Source organism: Lysinibacillus xylanilyticus, from assembly GCF_001183605.1.
Classification (GTDB): domain Bacteria; phylum Bacillota; class Bacilli; order Bacillales_A; family Planococcaceae; genus Lysinibacillus; species Lysinibacillus xylanilyticus.
On the sequence record NZ_LFXJ01000013.1, the window covers coordinates 106,764 to 125,108 of the forward strand.

The window sequence follows — 18,345 nt, forward strand, 5'->3', positions numbered from 1 at the left end:
CAATGACTGAAAAAAAACGATATGCAAAAGTTGAACGTACGACAAATGAAACTCAAATTTCAGTAGCCATCGATTTAGACGGTGAAGGGAAGGCGAATATTAAAACGGGTGTCGGCTTTATGGATCACATGCTTGACCTATTTATCAAACATGGGCTTTTCAATGGGACGATAGAAGCGAATGGTGATACTTATATAGACGATCATCATACAACGGAAGACCTCGGAATTGTACTAGGCCAAGCTATCCGTGAAGCGCTCGGTGATAAAAAAGGAATAAAGCGTTACGGCACAGCATTTGTGCCAATGGATGATGCACTTGCACAGGTCGTAGTGGATTGCTCGAATCGTCCGCACTTAGAATATCGTGTGCCACAGTTGAAGGAAAAGGTCGGTAGCTTTGATACTGAATTAGTACATGAATTTTTATGGAAGTTTGCACTTGAGGCTCGGATGAATGTTCATGTCATTGTACCTTATGGACATAATACACATCATATCATTGAAGCTATTTTTAAGGCGTTAGCACGTGCCATTGACGCAGCAGTGGAAATTGATCCACGTGTTAAAGGTGTACCATCGACTAAGGGGCTGTTGACGTGAAAATAGGTGTTATTGATTATGGAATGGGGAATTTATTTAGCGTTGAACAAGCATTAAAACGACTTGGCTGTGAGGTTGTTGTCTCGGCTAACGAAAAAGAGCTAGATGCAACAGATGCTCTGTTACTCCCTGGAGTTGGAGCATTTCCAGATGCCATCAAACGTTTAGCTGAAACGAATTTAGATCAATATTTACACAAGGTGAAAGCTGAAAATCGACCACTTCTCGGAATTTGCTTAGGAATGCAATTGTTATTTGAGAAAAGTGAAGAAGTGTCCCCAACGAAGGGGTTAGGCTTTTTTAAAGGAAGCATTAAACGATTTAGTGGTGACAATGCTGGGCAGCAGTATCGAGTGCCGCATATGGGGTGGAATGAGCTCATAGTGACAAAGCGTCCTTCATGGTTAAATGGTGAAGTAACGGCAAAGCATGTTTATTTTGTTCACTCATTTTATGCAACTGATATCGATGAAACGGAGCTTGTCTCTTATGCGGATTATCATGGTATTAAGGTTCCTGGCATTGTGGTAAATGGCTCTATTACGGGTATGCAGTTCCACCCTGAAAAATCAGGTGAACTAGGTGTGCATTTATTAGAGCAATGGTTAAAGGGGGTGGCATCATGTTAACAAAGCGCATTATTCCATGTCTTGATGTGAAAGAGGGACGTGTTGTAAAGGGTGTACAGTTTGTGTCATTACGTGATGCGGGTGACCCAGTAGAGCTTGCCAAGTTTTATGATGAACAAGGAGCAGATGAGCTAGTATTTCTAGATATCTCGGCATCACATGAAGGACGTGAAACAATGGTTGATGTCGTACGGCAAACTGCAGCTACATTAGCAATCCCATTCACAGTAGGTGGTGGAATTCGTACATTAGATGATATGAAACGTATTTTACGTGCAGGTGCCGATAAAGTATCAGTGAATACATCTGCATTAGAGCGACCAGAGCTTATTAAAGAAGGTTCTGATTTTTTTGGTGCACAATGTATTGTTGTAGCTATTGATGCCCGCTATAGCGAAGAAGATGCAACATGGATGGTTTATACGCATGGGGGCCGAAACAAAACGGCATGGCGAGCAACTGAGTGGGCAAAGGAAGCGGTTCGCTTAGGTGCAGGTGAAATCTTATTAACGAGTATGAATCAGGACGGTGAGAAATCCGGTTTTGATTTAGCATTAACAAAAGCTGTGAGAGAGGCTGTGACAGTTCCTGTTATTGCAAGCGGTGGTGCAGGGAATGCCGAACATTTTTACGAGGTATTAGATGAAGATATCGATGCAGATGCAGCACTTGCCGCATCCATCTTCCATTACAAAGAAACGAGCGTAGCACAAGTAAAAGAGTACTTACGTGAAAAAGGAGTGGCAGTAAGATGATTGACAGCATTAAATTTGATGAAAAAGGTCTTGTCACTGCGGTTGTCCAAGATTCTAATACAAAAGAAGTACTAACCGTAGCGTATATGAATAAAGAATCTCTAGAAAAAACACTTGAATCGGGAGAAACATGGTTTTTCTCACGTTCACGTCAAGAGCTCTGGCACAAAGGGGCAACAAGTGGTCATACACAAAAAATTGTATCTATCAAGGCGGATTGTGACAATGACGCGTTAGTTGTAGAAGTAATTCCTGCTGGTCCTGCTTGTCATAATGGAACAACTTCTTGTTTCACGGAAATCATTCAGCAAAATGCCAAGGTCGGATCTGTTGAGATTATTTCTAACCTCGTAAAGGTCATTGAAAAGCGCGAGCAAGAAATGCCAGAAGGGGCGTATACTACATATTTGTTCGATAAGGGAATCGATAAAATTTGTAAAAAAGTTGGAGAAGAAGCAACTGAAGTTGTCATAGGTGCAAAAAATCGCGATGCAGAAGAAGTGAAATGGGAGGCTGCCGATTTAATTTATCACCTACTAGTGTTACTACAAGAGCAAAAAGTAAGTGTTTATGACGTGTTACATGTGTTAGAAAAACGTCACGAGGAGAAATGACGGCATATTGCTTATTGTATGTTATAATATAAGTTACTGTGTAAAGGAACGTATTATACGTTCCTTATTTCTTGTTTCGGAGGAAATATTTTGGAAAAGAAACGTCAAAAAGAGAACCAAACAAATATAGTGTCGTTCATTCCAACAGGCGACTATTATTATAAAAAATCAATTCAAGCAATGAATAGCGGACAAATGAATAAAGCCTATAAATATTTACAGCGAGCAGTCGATTTAAGTCCTAATGATCCAATGATTTTATTGCAATTAGCTATAATAGAGTTAGAGGGTCAACGTTTCGAGGAAGCGTATGATCTACTTCGTCGTGCCTATCAAATAGATAAAGACAATCCAGAAATTATTTTTTACATGGCAGAGATTTCAGGATGTGTCGGCATCATACATGATGCTAAACGCTTTGCAGAGCAATATTTACAAATAGAGCCAGATGGTGCCTATGCAGATGAAGCTACTGAAATATTAGAGTTTGTTGATTTTGAGCAAGATGATTTTGAGGAGCTTGAAGGTTCAGCAGAAGATTTATATCGGCAGGAACAGGCGAGGCGTTGTATGGAAAAGGGAGATTTCCCTGAAGCTATTAAAATTCTAGAAGACTTAGTTGAAGATAGACCGGATTTTTGGTCAGCTTATAACAACTTAGCCCTTGCCTATTTTTATGTGGGCGAAGCAGAACAGGCGAAGGCTCTTCTAAATACTGTATTACGTGAAAATAAAGGGAATTTACATGCACTATGTAATTTAACGGTTATCGCGTACTATGAAAAAAATGAAGAAGATTTAAAAGATCTTTTAGAAATACTTGTGAAAATTCAGCCATACTTATGGGAACATCGCTACAAGCTAGGTGCAACATTAGCGCTCGTTGGACAATATGATTTAGCGTTTAAATGGTTGCGTAGCATGCAGAAAAGAGGCTATGTAGGTGATGCTGGCTTTTACTTTTGGCTATCACATGCAGCTTATTTCTCAGGACATGAAGAAATTTCAAAAGGTGCATGGGAGCAGCTACTTGAGCTAGATCCCGATAAAGAAGGCTTTGAACCTTGGCGTCAAGAAGAAAACGATTATTCACTTGATGCATTAGAACATGACCGTGATTATATTGTAGATAAGCTAGAGAGCGAATATACAAGTGAACGCATATTTGGTTTATTTTTACTAAGCGCTACAGCACATAAACAGGAAATTATTGCGCATCCAAAATGGATAGACGTTGACCAATTTAATGCGTATGAAAAGCTATTCCTCGCTTATGCACTAGAACATCAATTTGATATGAAAAACAAAGTAGAGGCTAGCTTTATACGAGCAGTAAGTGTGCCAGAAATTTTACTAGAACAGTATGGTAAGCTAACGACATTAATTGCACCAATGTTCCAAATGTGGTTTGTGCTTTGTGAGCAAGCATTGGTCAACAATTATCGTTTTACAAATCCAGCAGCTATTGCAGGAGCAAATGATTATTTATTCCGTTCTTCACGAATGCTGAAGGTTACAAAAAAGGAGATTGCTCAGCAATACGGAGTATCAGTGTCAACTTTATCGAAGTATATTGATGAAATTTTAAATTATTTACCAAACACGCATAATTAGACCGTGAGCAACATAGTTGAATAACTTTTTACTTTCACATACGATGAACATACTAAAGTTATTATAAAAAAGTAAAAAATCGGTTTAGGGGGAAGTATTTATGTCAGAAGAAAAAATTTATGATGTTGTAATAATTGGTGCAGGTCCGGCTGGTATGACTGCGGCTGTTTATACATCACGTGCCAACCTTTCAACTTTAATGATTGAACGTGGGATCCCTGGCGGACAAATGGCAAATACAGAAGAAGTAGAAAACTATCCAGGATTTGATACAATTTTAGGACCTGAGCTGTCGACTAAAATGTTCGATCATGCTAAAAAATTTGGTGCAGAGTATGCGTATGGCGATGTAACTGAAATTATTGATGGTGAGGAATATAAAACAATAATTTCAGGTGCTAAAGAATATAAAACACGAGCAATTATTATTTCTACAGGTGCGGAGTATAAAAAAATGGGTGTGCCTGGCGAAAAAGAACTTGGGGGCCGTGGTGTCAGCTATTGTGCAGTATGTGATGGTGCATTCTTCAAACAAAAAAATCTTGTTGTCGTAGGTGGCGGGGATTCTGCTGTTGAAGAAGGCGTCTATTTAACTCGCTTTGCTGATAAAGTAACAATTGTACACCGTCGTGATAAATTACGTGCACAAAAAATTCTCCAAGATCGTGCCTTTTCTAACGAAAAAATTGATTTCATTTGGAATTCAACAGTCAAAGAAATTAATGAGGCTAACGGTAAAGTTGGAAGTGTAACATTACAATCAACTATAGATGGTGTAGAATCTAATTTTGCTACTGAAGGCGTATTCGTATACATTGGTATGCTTCCATTAACAAAACCATTTGAGTCTCTAGGTATTTTAAATGATGCTGGTTATATTTTGACAAATGATAATATGGAAACGACAGTACCAGGTATCTTTGCAGCTGGGGATGTACGTGAAAAATCACTTCGTCAAATCGTTACAGCGACAGGTGACGGAAGTATTGCAGCACAAGCAGTACAGCACTATGTGGAAGAATTATTAGAAAAAATTAATGCTTAAGTAAGCAGGTTTAGAATGTTCATGAGCAAAGGGAGTCTACTCCCAAAGTAGGGTGTTCAACCGATTATGCCCAATATTTATTGTTTTAAGGAAAAAAATACAATTTTAATACGGTCTTAATATAGTTGTAACTTGAATGACATATAAAAGGTGTAATATATAAAGTGTAATTAGCAATCCCCCTTTTATTTTGTTGAGTAGGTTGTTTCCGCCAAATAAGGTGGAGCAACCTATTTTTGTTGTGAACAGATTTTTTTTGGCGGAGTTTCATATGTTTGAATAGAGGTTAAAAAACATGTTCCTACATGTATCGATGAAGTTAAAATTGCAATGCACGTAAAGTTTAGAATTGAGGACAAACCTTGTTTGGTCTTGCTATAATAAAAGGAAGAATGCAAAAGAGATTAGAGGTGTGCCTATGCAAAGAATTGCAAATTTAATAGCCGTAAAAGACGGTCAAGTGTTATTACTTCAGAAGCCGAGACGTGGCTGGTACGTAGCTCCTGGCGGTAAGATGGAGAGCGGCGAATCGATTTATGAGGCTGCAGTGCGTGAGTTTAAAGAAGAAACAAATGTCACACCAATAAACGCTCATTTAAAGGGTGTTTATACAATGGTTATTAAAGAAAATAATGAGGCAGTGGACGAATGGATGCTTTATACATTTGTTGCAAAGGATGTAGAAGGTGTACCGTTTAAAGAAACTAGAGAAGGCAAACTTGCATGGCACCCAGTAGAGGATTTAAAACATTTGCCAATGGCTGAAGGTGATCGAACAAACTTACAATTTGCTATCTCACAATCAGGCATTCAGTACGGTACATTTGAATACACAACTGATTTTGAATTACTTCATGAGAAAATACAAATATCAATCGAACAATAAAGGAGCTGCATGACAGTGGTGGTTGAAGACCTAAAAGGTACACATGAATTGGTTATTATTACAGGAATGTCTGGAGCTGGAAAGACAGTAGCTATTCAAAGCTTTGAGGATTTAGGTTATTACTGTATTGATAATTTACCACCTGCGTTACTCACAACATTTTTAACCTTACTAAGGGATTCGGGTAAAAATATAACACGTATAGCAGCTGTCATGGATATGCGTGGTGGCGACTTTTTTGATTCTCTTATCGGTGCTCTCGACCATATTCTTAAAGAAGGCGATATAGTTGCACGAATATTATTTTTAGATGCAGATGATGCAACTTTAGTTAGGCGTTATAAAGAAACAAGACGTGCACATCCATTGGCTGTAAATGGTTTGCCATTAGATGGTATTAAACAAGAACGTAAGCTTTTATCCGAAGTAAAGGGTCGCGCTAAATTTGTCTATAATACATCTAATATGAAGCCTAAAGAGCTACGTGAAAAAATCGCTAAAGAATTTGCCGGTGATGCAGATAATATTTTCTCAGTAAATATCATGTCTTTTGGATTTAAGCATGGTATGCCGATAGATGCCGATTTAGTATTTGATGTCCGTTTTTTAAAAAATCCATATTATGTTGAAGAGTTACGCCATAAAACGGGTTTACAAACTGAAGTATCTTCTTATGTTCTGGCACTTGAAGATACGCAAACACTCATTCAAAAACTAATGGATTTGTTTGAATTTATGATCCCACTCTATAGACAAGAGGGCAAATCCCAACTTGTCATTGCTTTTGGATGTACTGGAGGACAGCATCGTTCGGTAACATTAGCAGAGTATTTTGGGGCATATTTAGCTGGAAAGGAAAACACTGTTATTACGCATCGTGACATCAATCGTAGAAAGGATTGAGTGAATGGGAAAGAAGCGAACAAAGCTTGTTGTAATTGGTGGTGGTACGGGGCTTTCTACGTTACTACGAGGGCTCAAGCACCACCCATTTGATATTACTGCAATTGTGACAGTAGCAGATGATGGTGGTTCTTCAGGACGCTTACGAGATGACTATGATATTCCACCACCTGGTGATGTCCGTAATGTGATCGCTGCCTTATCGGATGTTGAGCCACTTGTTGAGCAAATGTTTCAATACCGATTTTCTGCATCGGAAGATTTACGTGGGCATTCATTAGGTAATTTAATGCTAACTGCTTTAACAGATATTACCGGTGATTTTAACCATGCTATTAGTGAAATGGGAAAGGTTTTAAAGGTTCATGGTCGCGTCATACCAGCAGCCAACAAAAAGATAAATTTACATGCTGAGCTTGAAGACGGTTCTATTATAGAAGGGGAATCTAAAATTCCAAAGGCTAAAAAACGAATTAATCGAGTTTTTTTAGTGCCTGAAAACGTGCAACCGCTACCAGAGGCTATTCGAGCAATCAATCGTGCAGATTATATTTTAATTGGGCCAGGAAGTTTATATACAAGCATTATTCCAAACCTTCTTGTTAAAGCAATTGGGGAAGCTGTTGTTAAGGCTAAAGGAAGAAAAATTTACGTTTGTAATTTAATGACTCAAAAAGGTGAAACCATTTCCTATACAGCAGGCGATCATGTTGAAGCTTTATATAAACATGTTGGAGACTCCTTCATTGATTCTATATTGGTAAATGATGTAAAACTCCCTCATCCTGTAAAAGAGCTGTATAAAGAAGAGTGTGCTGAGCCAGTAACATTTGATGTTGCAAAGCTTGAAAGTATGGGATTAGAGGTTATTAAACGAGATATTGCCACGATTCGCCCAGATGGGACGGTTCGACATAATGCTACAAACGTTGCGAAATGGCTTGTAGATTACGCAAATATCTATGAGCAAGAAGTTAGTGAATTATAAAGCACTTATTGTATATGATAAGATGAACATATACATAGAACAAAAGGTTGAAAGGAGGGCGTGATATGTCTTTTGCTTCTGAAACGAAAAAAGAGTTAACTCAAATAGAAGCGGACAATCATTGTATGAAAGCAGAAGTATCTGCCCTAATTCGTATGAATGGTTCATTATCCTTTGCTAATAAACAGTTAAGCTTAGACGTACAAACTGAAAACGCAGCAATCGCAAGAAGACTTTATACAATTATGAAGAAGTTATATCCGTATAATGTAGAGTTACTTGTTAGAAAAAAAATGCGTTTGAAAAAAAATAACGTATACATTTGCCGTGTAAGAGAAGGTGCTCGTGAGCTACTGATTGATTTAGAAATCATCTCAGACGACTTTCAATTTAATCATACTATTTCTCGGAAGCTCATTAAAAAGAGTGGTCAAAAAAGAGCATATTTACGAGGTGCATTTTTAGCAGGTGGCTCTGTCAACAATCCAGAAACATCAGCCTACCATTTAGAAATTTATTCATTATATAAAGAGCACGGTGAGGCTTTAATGGATTTAATGAATGAATTCGAGCTAAATGCAAAAACAATTGAACGAAAAAAAGGCTTTGTCACTTATTTAAAAGAAGCGGAAAAAATTTCTGATTTCCTTAATATTGTTGGAGCTCATCAAGCAATGATGAAATTCGAAGACGTTCGCATATTGCGAGACATGAGAAATAGTGTCAATCGCATCGTCAATTGTGAAACAGCGAACTTAAATAAAACAATAGGCGCAGCATTACGTCAAGTAGAGAATATCCGATTTATTGAAAATTCTATAGGTCTTGATCAATTGCCAGAAAAACTTCGTGAAATTGCACGATTACGAGTAGAATACCAAGATGTAACGCTAAAAGAACTTGGGGAAATGGTATCAAGTGGAACGGTTAGTAAATCCGGTGTCAATCATCGATTACGGAAAATCGATGAAATAGCCGATGCATTAAGAAGCGGAGAAAAAATTGGTGGTTAAATTTTCATACTTTTCAGGTATGAATTTAATGAGTAATCGCGTATTGTTCTTTTGCTAGTAAGTAAGGTAAGATAAAAATAATAGATGAACGGTAGTAAAGGAGAGTTTTAAGAATGACCGAGAGAAGAGTCCATGTAAAATTAAAATTAGGACTACAGGCTAGACAAGCAGCGTTATTTGTACAAGAAGCAAACCGTTTTAGCGCGGATATCTTTCTAGAGAAAGACGAGAAAAAAGTTAATGCTAAATCAATTATGGGCGTCATGAGCTTAGCCATTGCAAAAGGAACTGAGGTTGTACTTAGTGGCGCTGGTAACGATGCTGAGCAAGCGGTTACAGCATTAGCAGCACTAATCGAAAAAGAAGATTAAAAAATAATAATGCGAAAACTGTCCAGCAGTAAAACTTACATACTGGACAGTTTTTTTGCGCTTTTGCACAGCATAAAAAGGTCCTGAAAGAAGAGCAAAAGCGATGGAAAGTAAGGATGGGGCGACGGAAAGAAGAGCCGAAGCGACGGAAAGAAAAGTCGGAGTGACGGAAAGAAAAGCCGGAGTGACGGAAAGAAAAGATCGTGACGGAAAGAAGAGCCGGAATGACGGAAGGAAAAGTCGGAGTGACGGAAAGAAAAGCCGGAGTGACGGAAAGAAAAGATCGTGACGGAAAGAAGAGCCGGAATGACGGAAGGAAAAGTCGGAGTGACGGAAAGAAAAGCCGGAGTGACGGAAAGAAAAGATCGTGACGGAAAGAAGAGCCGGAATGACGGAAGGAAAAGCCAAAGTGACGGAAAAAAAAGGCCGCGACGGAAAGAAGATCGAAAAGCCGGAATAATGGATAGAAGAGCCAAAGTCGTGGATAGAAACGTCAAAATGATGGATATAGTAGCCAAAATCGTGGATAGAAACGCCAAAATGATGGATAGAGCGATCGAAGTGAAGGATAGCCCCTTCAAATCATACATACATTGGATATCGAACAAAAAAAGACATCTCAGATATGATCTGGGATGCCTTTAACTTTTATTTGCGTTCCATAATTTGGTCGATTAAGCCGTATTCTTTTGCACGCTCAGCAGTCATGAAGTTATCGCGGTCTGTATCTCTTGCAATGACTTCAAGTGGTTGACCAGTGCGTTCTGATAAAATTCCATTTAATTTTTCACGTAAGAATAAAATACGTTTTGCAGCGATTTCGATTTCAGTTGCCTGACCTTGTGCACCGCCAAGAGGTTGGTGAATCATTACTTCGGCATTCGGTAATGCGAAACGTTTACCAGGTTCACCAGCAGCAAGTAGGAAAGCACCCATAGATGCTGCCATTCCGATACAAATTGTTTGTACTTGTGGCTTGATAATTTGCATTGTGTCATAAATCGCCATACCGGCAGTGATAGATCCACCTGGTGAGTTAATGTAAAGATGGATATCTTTTTCTGGATCTTCTGCTTGTAGGAATAGAAGTTGAGCAACAATTGAGTTAGCAACGTTGTCGTCAATTGCACTTCCTAATAGGATGATACGGTCTTTTAGTAGTCGTGAATAGATGTCATAGGCACGTTCACCACGACTTGTTTGTTCAATAACTGTAGGAATTAAATTCATGTTAAATCCTCCTTAAAAAACTAAATTCGATTACTTTTGCTGAAAACTTCCTTTGTATTTCAGCTGTAACCTTATCATACACATTATAGTCAGGGAAGGTCAAATATTAACCCTGTTAAAGTAAAATAAATTAAATCAATTTCACCTTGCCGTAATGTAGCTGGCGCATCGCTTTCGCTACAGAAAACATTTGCCGCGGACGCATTGCCTTGGCTACAAAAACATTTACCGTTGTCGCTTCGCTTCCACGCCGAAAGAGAATGCTGCAGACGTCCCCCTCGCACAGATAAACAGTGTGCTCGCACAATTAAAAATCCGTGACATCCGCTGGAGGATTATCTATATTCTCTAGGTATTTTGACACCAATTGAAAAAAGATAAAAAAAGTTAAAATGTTTTGCATTCTATAGTTGAAATATGAGCCATACGTTTGTATAATTGATAAGGTCATAAGTTAAAGTACAGTACACTATTTTGCAGGTATGCTTCACATGAGGGTTATCTACATCATGCTTTTTCGTAAAGCCTAGGGTGAGTACTTTTTTTTTGTTTAATTGCCCTCGTGGTGTAATGGATAACACGTAAGATTCCGGTTCTTGCACTGGGGGTTCGATTCCCTCCGAGGGCGCCATTTTACTGATTATTTGATATACTTTTATAACTCAATTCTCCTAATAAGTAGTTTAGCAGCCTGCTTAGTGGAAAAATGAGAAGGGGAAATAATGGTAATATTGCCTAGTAGGCATTATTCCCGTATTTGTTCCTTTCAAACCTTCAAGAAAGCAACAACTCCAAATTATTTTTTAGTGAACATACTGTACGTGAGGACTAGTTATTCTAGTCGAAGAAAAGAATCCTATCTGAGGGGATTCTTTTTTTTTTTTGCAAATATATCTAACTTCAGCATAGGTGATGAATGTATAAATATTCATTATTTACGCTGTTTTAAGTTTCTTAAGTTGTTTTATTCTACAAAAAACTAATTGGAATAAATTATTATTAAATAATAATTACTTTTATGCAAAATGATATTGTCTAAAGAGAATAATGTCACTATAATTGACCTAATAGTCTAATATTTCCGAATTAATAAAATATTAATTGCGTTTCGGAAAATATCGAATTAGGGGGAGTAGCTATGAAAAGAAGTTTATCTGTGTTACTTGTGGTCTTAGCAGCATTTGTGCTAGCTTTAGCGGGTTGTGGTGCAAAAGAAAAGACATCATCGGGTGGCGAATCATCTGGAGATGGTAAGAAAGTTTATAAGGTAGGAACAGAAGCGACATTTGCACCGTTCGAATCACTTGATGATAAAGGAAATATTGTAGGATTAGATTTCGATATTTTGCAGGCGATTGCAGATGAAATGGGCTTTGAAGTAGAGTGGCAAAATATTGGCTGGGAGCCTGTCTTCCAAACTGTTAAAAATGGGGAAACAGATATCGGTGCAGCAGGGATCTCTATTAATGATAAGCGTAAAGAAACGTTTGACTTTACAGAGCCATATTATGAATCTCAATTATTAATCGTTGTAAAAGAAGATTCTAAGATTAAATCATTAGCTGATTTAAAGGATAAAAAGATTTCAGTACAAATTAATGCTACAGGTCATGAAGCTGCGAAAAAGCTACAAGGTGATTCAAGTCCAAATATTATGGCGTTTGAAAATCAGCCGGTTGCTATCAAAGAAATGCTAAATGGTAATGTGGATGCTACGATTGGTGATAATGCGGTAGTTTATGAATATATCAAAGCTCATCCAACAGAGAAGCTTAAAGTAATCGAAGATGATGCATTTGAAAAAGAATACTATGGATTTATGGTTCAGAAGGGGAATACAGAACTTTTAAACAAATTAAATGAAGGTCTGAAAAAAATTAAAGAGAACGGTAAATATAAAGAAATTACAGGTAAAGAGCTTAAGTAATAAACGACTGCATGAGGGGGTTGTCCTAAAAGAAATAAAGAAGAAGGAAAAATTCCGCGTAGACTCCTACGTGAAAAAGAGGACAAGACCCAGCTGAGAGGGTGTAAAACTGATTTTATGACAGGAGTACACTGATGCGGATTTTTACTATTTATAAATTTCTTATGAAGGACCTTTTTAGGTAACTCCTCATTTAATTTCTAAAGGGGAAGTGGGGTTTTCGGATGGACATCTTTGACTTACGCTGGGACATAGTCTGGAACTACCGTGATATGTTTATACGTGGTATTGGTGTGACGCTAATTTTAACGCTTAGTGGTTATTTTGGCGGAATCCTTTTAGGACTATTTTTAGGACTTGGAAAATTATCGACTCGAAAATGGATTTATTGGCCATGTAAGCTATATGTAGATTTATTCCGTGGGACACCGATGCTCGTACAAATTTTATTAATTCACTTAGCTTTGATACCGACCATTTTTGGACATTCATTAGGCTATATGGTTTCAGGGATTACGGCGCTTATCTTAAACTGTGCGGCGTACAATGCAGAAATTTTCCGCGCGGGTATTCAAAGTATTGCTAAAGGGCAAATGGAGGCAGCTCGTTCACTTGGCTTAACGCATAACCAAGCTATGCGAAAAGTTATTTTACCACAAGCTTTTAGACGTATGATTCCGCCATTAGGTAATGAATTTATTGCTTTATTAAAAGATTCATCTTTAGTAACCGTTATTGCGGCACCGGATATTTTATATGCAAGTAAAATCGTGGCCGGAGCTAGCTACCGTTTTTGGGAACCATATATAGTTGCGGCGTTACTATATTTAATTTTAACGTATGGTGTAACAAAGATTGTAGCGTATATCGAAAAACGACTTAGTAATAGTTATGTCCCTCGTAAGGCAGAAGGGAGGGAAGCGCGATGATTAAAATTGAGAATTTACACAAATATTTTGGCCAACTGGAAGTGTTAAAAGGGATTGATTATGAAATACAGGAAAAGCAAGTTGTCTGTGTTATAGGTCCATCAGGCTCAGGGAAAAGTACATTTTTACGTTGCATCAATATGCTAGAAGAAGTAACAGATGGTGCAATTTATATCAAGAATGTAAAGATTAACGAGCCAAAAACAAATATTAATGCTATTAGAGCTGAAGTGGGCATGGTGTTTCAACAGTTTAATTTATTCCCGCACATGACAGTTATCGATAATGTAACAATGGCTCCGATGCAAATCCGTAAAATGAATAGGACAGAAGCAGAAGCACTTGGACATGAGCTGTTGAAAAAGGTTGGTCTTGATAGTAAGGCTTATAACTATCCTGAGCAGCTTTCGGGCGGTCAGCAGCAACGCGTTGCCATTGCTCGTGCCTTAGCGATGAAACCAAAGGCTATTTTATTTGATGAGCCGACTTCGGCACTAGACCCCGAAATGGTAAAAGAAGTATTAGATGTAATGAAAAATTTAGCGGCTGAAGGTATGACCATGATAGTGGTAACACATGAAATGGGCTTTGCTCGTGAAGTTGGAGATCGTGTTGTCTTTATGGACGGTGGCTATATTGTCGAAGAGGGAACGCCGGAAGAGATTTTCGGTAATCCACAAAACGAACGAACGAAAGCATTTTTAGGAAAAGTTTTATAATTTGAACAAGAGCAGTCCCATATGTGATTACGATCACACGGGGACTGCTCTTGTTTTTTATAATTAATGAAGGGGATTTGTTGTAGTGCCGTATGCAGTAAGCATCGTTTGCATATCTTGTTGAGAAAATTGAGGTACTTGATAGTAGCCATGCATATTTTGGTAAATAGATAATTCGTATGCCATTTCAATGCAGTTGGGAATACTATCTGCAACAACACGTCGGACAACAGGGTTTGTAGTTTCTGTTGCTGACGCAGTCATCTCTTTCGCCATACCTTTTTGAGCGCCAAGTAAGAAGCCAGAGATACATTCATCGCTGAGCTCATTTGCATTTTGCATTGGCTTTTTAGGTTGGCCAGGATTCATTCCGTATTTGAAATTATTTCCTGTCTCCATTTGATAGCGACCTGTAGGAACAGATGGATCATGACCTGTGTTATAAGATTCCACAATAGTGTTATACATACCTAATGTGAAATTATATTGGCGATCCAAAATGCTAAGCAACTCTGTGTCCTTAACATGTGGACGTAAAACAATGGATTGATTCATACAAGCAATGATTGCACCGATTGTTTCGTGCAAGTCCATTTGCTCATGTCCACCATGATTTAGGCTTTGTTGTTGGTTAAATGATGTTTGATTTGATGATTCATTTTGAAACGATTGTGTCAAAAAAAGCGCCTCCTAAATATCATAGTTTGTTACAGTTTTAAGTATGGCTCGTTAGATAATTTTCATACGGTATTAATGCATTTGCATAATATGTAGAATAGAGTTGTTTTTTTACTGCACATTAGTGGTAAGAAAAAGGAAAGGCTTTTCGCCAAAACATGGATGATAGCTAAAAGAAAGCGAAGGAGGTATTTAATTGAGAAAAATATTTGGACCTATAGGAATAATCGTTATTATTTTAGTTGTACTGGCCTTACTATTTATTCCAAAATACAATAGTCTTGTAACGGCTGAGGAAAGCGTGGAATCGAAATGGGCTCAGGTTGAAAATCAGCTACAACGTCGCTTTGATTTGATTCCGAACTTGGTGGAATCTGTAAAAGGATACGCCAACCATGAGAAAGAAGTTATCGCTAGCATTACAGATGCACGTGCACAAATGGGTAGTGCACATAGTCCAAAGGAACAGGCAGTTGCCAATGATGCCTTGAACGGAGCACTAAGTCGATTGCTAGTAGTCGTAGAAAATTATCCAAATTTAAAGGCAGATGCAAATTTCCGTCAATTAATGGATGAATTAGCTGGGACAGAAAATCGCTTAGCAGTTGCCCGAGAAGATTACAACAATGAAGTTCAGGCTTTTAATAAAACGGTCAAACGTTTCCCAGGCAATTTAATTGCAGGGATGTTTGGTTTTGAACAGAAAGAATACTTTAAAGCAGCTGCGGGTGCTGAAAAAGCGCCATCAATAGATTTTAGCAGTTCAGGTAAACAATAATGAAACGGTTTATTATCCAACTTGCAATTGTTAGTATCATGTTTATTCTATCTATAAGAATTGCTGATGCCGCAATGCCGACACCGATGAAAAATACGTATATTCACGATTTTGCCAATGCGTTATCTACATCCGTAAAGGAAGAGCTCAATAATTTTTCAGAGCAGTTAGACAAAGGTACAGGTGCTGAAATTATGGTTGTAACAGTAGATACTATTAATGGAGCAGAACCGAAAATGTATGCAACAAAAATGATTCGTTCATGGGGTATTGGCGATGCGAAAAAAAATAATGGTGTTTTAATATTAGCAACATTTGGGCAGGGCGATGGCAATAATGATGTCGTCATTGCTGTAGGCCAAGGTCTCGAAGGAGCATTACCTGATGGCAAGTTGGGGCGCATTTTAGATACAGCGTTTTATCCAAATGCAAGTGATGGGGATATTGATAAGGCATTTAAAGCAACGTACGCTGAAGTATTTCAAACTGTTGCGAAAGAATACAATTGGGATGGAGAGATGCCTAAAAATACAGCTGATAATGAAGGAATGCCAACGTGGATGTTTATATTAATCGTTATCATTGTACTTATTGTTTATTCAATTAGTTCTAACGGTAGAGGAGGAGGACCACGTTCTGGTAGACGTGGCGGTTTTCCGGGTGGCTTTAGGGGTGGTTTCGGAGGAGGCCGCTCTGGGGGCGGTGGCTTTGGCGGATTCGGAGGTGGCTCATCTGCTGGTGGAGGAGCAAGTCGGAAATTTTAACTTAGATAGCCACCTGAAAAAATAATATGATAGAAGACTGTGTAAGAAGTATCTTGCTCAGTCTTTTTTAATTAGAGGCCCAAAAAGAAACCACAGTTTTAGGAGTGGGAATTCAGAGCCATTTTTGTTGTGGCTATTGTATGGACATTACACTTTCTTGCTCATAAATAGCTGTTTCATTTTATAATAGCTCTTAAGGGAGGTGCTGTAGTTGAACGTGAAATTTTTTAGTCGAGATAATTGTGGACTTTGTGTAGATGGACTGCTTACATTAAAGCTTGTACAGGAGGATATAAATTTCGATATTGAAATTATTAATATTGAAGAAGATGAGAGCATACATGAAAAGTATATGTTAATGATTCCGGTAGTAGAAAAGGATGGGCAAGTGATACAATACGGCAATTTGGATTACGCAACACTTATGGAGCATTTGTGTAGCGAATAACAAAGGGGGATCTGCTAAATGTACATACCGGTGGCTTTTAAAATGAAGGAAATGTCCGAGATGATAGAAGTGATTCAGGAGAACGGTTTTGCAACACTCTTTTCAACTCATGAAGGTATACCAGTTGCTACACATCTCCCGTTATTGTTGAATGACACAAAAGATTGTTTAATTGGGCATTTTGCAAAGGGTAATCCTCAATGGAAGGATATTGAAAATCAAAAGGTTTTAGCGATATTTCATGGACCACATTGCTACATATCTCCCTCATGGTATGAAACAAATCAAGCTGTCCCAACATGGAATTATGTAGCAGTACATGTTTATGGAGAAATTGAGCTTATTGAACATGATGATGAATTATTGAACTCCTTTAACAACATGATTAAAAAATATGAACATCCTACCAGCACATATAGCCTAACTCAGGTAGATGAGCGGCTTGTAAGCAATTTAAATAAAGGAGTTCAGGGCTTTAAAATAAAAAACTTAAGTATGGAAGGTAAGAAGAAGTTAAGTCAGAATCATTCTAAAGAAAGACAGCAATTAGTGATTCAAAAATTAGAAGAAATTGAACATAACAATGAGCAGCAAATCGCTCATTTAATGAAACAAAACATTAAGTGAATCCCAAAAGTTCCGCATTTTCCCTGCTATGTATGTGGCGGTGAAGAAAGAGCGGAATTTTTTATTTTCTTTCAGCGGAAGACTCCAACCTCTATAGCGGGTGAGATGAATGCGGTTTTAAGTCACTTTTTCCGATGTTTATTAGCGTTTGTTGTATTTTGCACAACGAGGGGGTTGATTTCCGTTCCGACTGGGCGCTTTCCTAGGGGCGTCCGATGAGCCGCTTGGGGCAACAGGATGTTGGTCACGAAGGCGTTATCACAGGACGTGATGCTTTTAGCCTTCGTTCGCCTATGTTGCTCGCTCCAGGGTCTCATCTGTGACGCTGATCCCTAAGGAGTCGCCCAGTCTCCACTCCAATCAACCGCTTCACATAATATATATAATTTATAGTAATTCACCAGCTCAAACATAATAAAATAAAAAACCCGTAACCACATTGTCCTGGCTACGAGTTTTTGTTAGCTTATTTTGTGTAAGATAAAATTGCGTTTTTCTTAAATCCGCCTAAAGCTTTTGTTGCTTCACTTTTATTTGTGTATTCAAAAATACGAACGTCCTTTTTCTCAAATACTGTAATAACCCACATTGTAAAATCTCCCTTCAACTATATGTTTTTGTAATATAACAACCACTAAAAATGTGATACTTTTGATAAACTGTTTTATAACAACTTCTTACTGATTCCTATTCTACTCCTATTTTTTTTAAAATAAAGCCTAATGTGAAGGTCTTCACAAACTGTTCAAATTCTAAACGCTTTCATTGAACAATTTGTGAATTGTGGTTATTACCACTAAAAATCAGGGTAAAAGTAACATCCGC

The 18,345-nt window shown here is 38.0% G+C and carries 22 protein-coding genes and 1 tRNA gene; 20 read left to right on the forward strand and 3 right to left on the reverse strand.

The annotated features are described in order from the left end of the window. Positions 1 to 2 precede the first annotated feature (2 nt). The 12 genes from hisB to ACZ11_RS26760 all read left to right on the forward strand — a co-directional run bounded on the left by hisB (position 3) and on the right by ACZ11_RS26760 (position 10,065). The gene (gene hisB, locus ACZ11_RS23520) at positions 3 to 602 is read left to right on the forward strand and encodes an imidazoleglycerol-phosphate dehydratase HisB (RefSeq protein WP_049668969.1); all 600 of its coding nucleotides are present in this window, start codon (positions 3 to 5) and stop codon (positions 600 to 602) included. Beyond that, positions 599 to 1,231, forward strand: a complete 633-nt coding sequence (hisH, locus tag ACZ11_RS23525) for an imidazole glycerol phosphate synthase subunit HisH (RefSeq protein ID WP_049668970.1) — start codon at positions 599 to 601, stop codon at positions 1,229 to 1,231. The genes hisB and hisH overlap by 4 nt, the downstream gene beginning before the upstream one ends. Then, entirely contained in the window at positions 1,225 to 1,986 is a 762-nt protein-coding gene (hisF, locus tag ACZ11_RS23530; RefSeq protein ID WP_049668971.1) for an imidazole glycerol phosphate synthase subunit HisF, read from the forward strand. The genes hisH and hisF overlap by 7 nt, the downstream gene beginning before the upstream one ends. Further along, positions 1,983 to 2,600 carry a bifunctional phosphoribosyl-AMP cyclohydrolase/phosphoribosyl-ATP diphosphatase HisIE gene (gene hisIE / locus ACZ11_RS23535; RefSeq protein ID WP_049668972.1) on the forward strand — a complete coding sequence of 206 codons (618 nt, stop codon included), beginning with the start codon at positions 1,983 to 1,985 and terminating at the stop codon, positions 2,598 to 2,600. Before hisF ends, hisIE begins: the two co-directional genes overlap by 4 nt. Before the next feature lie 90 nt (positions 2,601 to 2,690). Continuing rightward, complete coding sequence (locus ACZ11_RS23540; RefSeq protein ID WP_049668973.1) at positions 2,691 to 4,214, forward strand: tetratricopeptide repeat protein; 1,524 nt, start codon at positions 2,691 to 2,693, stop codon at positions 4,212 to 4,214. A gap of 100 nt (positions 4,215 to 4,314) precedes the next feature. After that, entirely contained in the window at positions 4,315 to 5,259 is a 945-nt protein-coding gene (gene trxB, locus ACZ11_RS23545) for a thioredoxin-disulfide reductase (protein WP_049668974.1), read from the forward strand. A gap of 418 nt (positions 5,260 to 5,677) precedes the next feature. After that, positions 5,678 to 6,145 carry an 8-oxo-dGTP diphosphatase gene (locus tag ACZ11_RS23550; RefSeq protein WP_049668975.1) on the forward strand — a complete coding sequence of 156 codons (468 nt, stop codon included), beginning with the start codon at positions 5,678 to 5,680 and terminating at the stop codon, positions 6,143 to 6,145. A 9-nt stretch (positions 6,146 to 6,154) separates the two neighbouring features. Next, positions 6,155 to 7,048 carry an RNase adapter RapZ gene (rapZ, locus tag ACZ11_RS23555; RefSeq protein ID WP_049668976.1) on the forward strand — a complete coding sequence of 298 codons (894 nt, stop codon included), beginning with the start codon at positions 6,155 to 6,157 and terminating at the stop codon, positions 7,046 to 7,048. Between the two features lie 4 nt (positions 7,049 to 7,052). Further along, positions 7,053 to 8,036 carry a gluconeogenesis factor YvcK family protein gene (locus ACZ11_RS23560; RefSeq protein WP_049668977.1) on the forward strand — a complete coding sequence of 328 codons (984 nt, stop codon included), beginning with the start codon at positions 7,053 to 7,055 and terminating at the stop codon, positions 8,034 to 8,036. Between the two features lie 65 nt (positions 8,037 to 8,101). Continuing rightward, complete coding sequence (whiA, locus tag ACZ11_RS23565) at positions 8,102 to 9,049, forward strand: DNA-binding protein WhiA (protein ID WP_049668978.1); 948 nt, start codon at positions 8,102 to 8,104, stop codon at positions 9,047 to 9,049. Between the two features lie 113 nt (positions 9,050 to 9,162). Continuing rightward, entirely contained in the window at positions 9,163 to 9,420 is a 258-nt protein-coding gene (locus tag ACZ11_RS23570; RefSeq protein ID WP_049668979.1) for an HPr family phosphocarrier protein, read from the forward strand. 306 nt (positions 9,421 to 9,726) lie between these two features. After that, on the forward strand, positions 9,727 to 10,065 hold the full coding sequence (locus ACZ11_RS26760; RefSeq protein WP_049668981.1) for a hypothetical protein: 339 nt from the start codon (positions 9,727 to 9,729) through the stop codon (positions 10,063 to 10,065). Between the two features lie 3 nt (positions 10,066 to 10,068). On the opposite strand, the gene clpP is transcribed toward ACZ11_RS26760, so the two are convergent. After that, on the reverse strand, positions 10,069 to 10,650 hold the full coding sequence (gene clpP, locus ACZ11_RS23585) for an ATP-dependent Clp endopeptidase proteolytic subunit ClpP (RefSeq protein ID WP_049668982.1): 582 nt from the start codon (positions 10,648 to 10,650) through the stop codon (positions 10,069 to 10,071). 556 nt (positions 10,651 to 11,206) lie between these two features. Here clpP and ACZ11_RS23590 point away from each other — a divergent pair. The 4 genes from ACZ11_RS23590 (at position 11,207) to ACZ11_RS23605 (ending at position 14,225) form a co-directional block, all read left to right on the forward strand. Next, positions 11,207 to 11,281: transfer RNA gene (locus ACZ11_RS23590), tRNA-Arg, on the forward strand. Between the two features lie 507 nt (positions 11,282 to 11,788). Then, entirely contained in the window at positions 11,789 to 12,577 is a 789-nt protein-coding gene (locus ACZ11_RS23595; RefSeq protein ID WP_049668983.1) for a basic amino acid ABC transporter substrate-binding protein, read from the forward strand. A 224-nt stretch (positions 12,578 to 12,801) separates the two neighbouring features. After that, positions 12,802 to 13,506, forward strand: a complete 705-nt coding sequence (locus ACZ11_RS23600) for an amino acid ABC transporter permease (protein WP_049668984.1) — start codon at positions 12,802 to 12,804, stop codon at positions 13,504 to 13,506. Beyond that, positions 13,503 to 14,225 (forward strand): amino acid ABC transporter ATP-binding protein, encoded by a 723-nt coding sequence (locus ACZ11_RS23605; protein WP_049668985.1) that lies wholly within the window; start codon positions 13,503 to 13,505, stop codon positions 14,223 to 14,225. Before ACZ11_RS23600 ends, ACZ11_RS23605 begins: the two co-directional genes overlap by 4 nt. Positions 14,226 to 14,288: 63 nt before the next feature. Here the strand turns inward: ACZ11_RS23605 and ACZ11_RS23610 are convergent, their stop codons facing one another. Continuing rightward, a complete protein-coding gene (locus ACZ11_RS23610; RefSeq protein WP_049668986.1) occupies positions 14,289 to 14,903 on the reverse strand; it encodes a spore coat protein in 615 nt (204 codons plus the stop codon). A 196-nt stretch (positions 14,904 to 15,099) separates the two neighbouring features. Here ACZ11_RS23610 and ACZ11_RS23615 point away from each other — a divergent pair, with 196 nt between their 5' ends. The 4 genes from ACZ11_RS23615 (at position 15,100) to ACZ11_RS23630 (ending at position 17,520) form a co-directional block, all read left to right on the forward strand. Then, a complete protein-coding gene (locus ACZ11_RS23615; RefSeq protein WP_049668987.1) occupies positions 15,100 to 15,681 on the forward strand; it encodes a LemA family protein in 582 nt (193 codons plus the stop codon). After that, a complete protein-coding gene (locus ACZ11_RS23620; RefSeq protein WP_049668988.1) occupies positions 15,681 to 16,445 on the forward strand; it encodes a TPM domain-containing protein in 765 nt (254 codons plus the stop codon). Before ACZ11_RS23615 ends, ACZ11_RS23620 begins: the two co-directional genes overlap by 1 nt. Positions 16,446 to 16,656: 211 nt before the next feature. Further along, a complete protein-coding gene (locus tag ACZ11_RS23625) occupies positions 16,657 to 16,893 on the forward strand; it encodes a glutaredoxin family protein (protein WP_049668989.1) in 237 nt (78 codons plus the stop codon). 18 nt (positions 16,894 to 16,911) lie between these two features. After that, on the forward strand, positions 16,912 to 17,520 hold the full coding sequence (locus ACZ11_RS23630) for an FMN-binding negative transcriptional regulator (RefSeq protein WP_049668990.1): 609 nt from the start codon (positions 16,912 to 16,914) through the stop codon (positions 17,518 to 17,520). Between the two features lie 466 nt (positions 17,521 to 17,986). Here the strand turns inward: ACZ11_RS23630 and ACZ11_RS27320 are convergent, their stop codons facing one another. Beyond that, positions 17,987 to 18,109, reverse strand: a complete 123-nt coding sequence (locus ACZ11_RS27320; RefSeq protein WP_269079340.1) for a hypothetical protein — start codon at positions 18,107 to 18,109, stop codon at positions 17,987 to 17,989. Positions 18,110 to 18,345 lie beyond the last annotated feature (236 nt).

Bases quoted from the DNA above. Each gene is read 5' to 3' on its own strand.
- hisB (WP_049668969.1), top strand. From the start codon at position 3: ATGACTGAAAAAAAACGATATGCAAAAGTTGAACGTACGACAAATGAA.
- hisF (WP_049668971.1), top strand. From the start codon at position 1,225: ATGTTAACAAAGCGCATTATTCCATGTCTTGATGTGAAAGAGGGACGT.
- hisIE (WP_049668972.1), top strand. From the start codon at position 1,983: ATGATTGACAGCATTAAATTTGATGAAAAAGGTCTTGTCACTGCGGTT.
- trxB (WP_049668974.1), top strand. From the start codon at position 4,315: ATGTCAGAAGAAAAAATTTATGATGTTGTAATAATTGGTGCAGGTCCG.
- ACZ11_RS23550 (WP_049668975.1), top strand. From the start codon at position 5,678: ATGCAAAGAATTGCAAATTTAATAGCCGTAAAAGACGGTCAAGTGTTA.
- rapZ (WP_049668976.1), top strand. From the start codon at position 6,155: ATGACAGTGGTGGTTGAAGACCTAAAAGGTACACATGAATTGGTTATT.
- ACZ11_RS23560 (WP_049668977.1), top strand. From the start codon at position 7,053: ATGGGAAAGAAGCGAACAAAGCTTGTTGTAATTGGTGGTGGTACGGGG.
- whiA (WP_049668978.1), top strand. From the start codon at position 8,102: ATGTCTTTTGCTTCTGAAACGAAAAAAGAGTTAACTCAAATAGAAGCG.
- ACZ11_RS23570 (WP_049668979.1), top strand. From the start codon at position 9,163: ATGACCGAGAGAAGAGTCCATGTAAAATTAAAATTAGGACTACAGGCT.
- ACZ11_RS26760 (WP_049668981.1), top strand. From the start codon at position 9,727: ATGACGGAAGGAAAAGTCGGAGTGACGGAAAGAAAAGCCGGAGTGACG.
- clpP (WP_049668982.1), bottom strand. From the start codon at position 10,650: ATGAATTTAATTCCTACAGTTATTGAACAAACAAGTCGTGGTGAACGT.
- ACZ11_RS23595 (WP_049668983.1), top strand. From the start codon at position 11,789: ATGAAAAGAAGTTTATCTGTGTTACTTGTGGTCTTAGCAGCATTTGTG.
- ACZ11_RS23600 (WP_049668984.1), top strand. From the start codon at position 12,802: ATGGACATCTTTGACTTACGCTGGGACATAGTCTGGAACTACCGTGAT.
- ACZ11_RS23605 (WP_049668985.1), top strand. From the start codon at position 13,503: ATGATTAAAATTGAGAATTTACACAAATATTTTGGCCAACTGGAAGTG.
- ACZ11_RS23620 (WP_049668988.1), top strand. From the start codon at position 15,681: ATGAAACGGTTTATTATCCAACTTGCAATTGTTAGTATCATGTTTATT.
- ACZ11_RS23630 (WP_049668990.1), top strand. From the start codon at position 16,912: ATGTACATACCGGTGGCTTTTAAAATGAAGGAAATGTCCGAGATGATA.
- ACZ11_RS27320 (WP_269079340.1), bottom strand. From the start codon at position 18,109: ATGTGGGTTATTACAGTATTTGAGAAAAAGGACGTTCGTATTTTTGAA.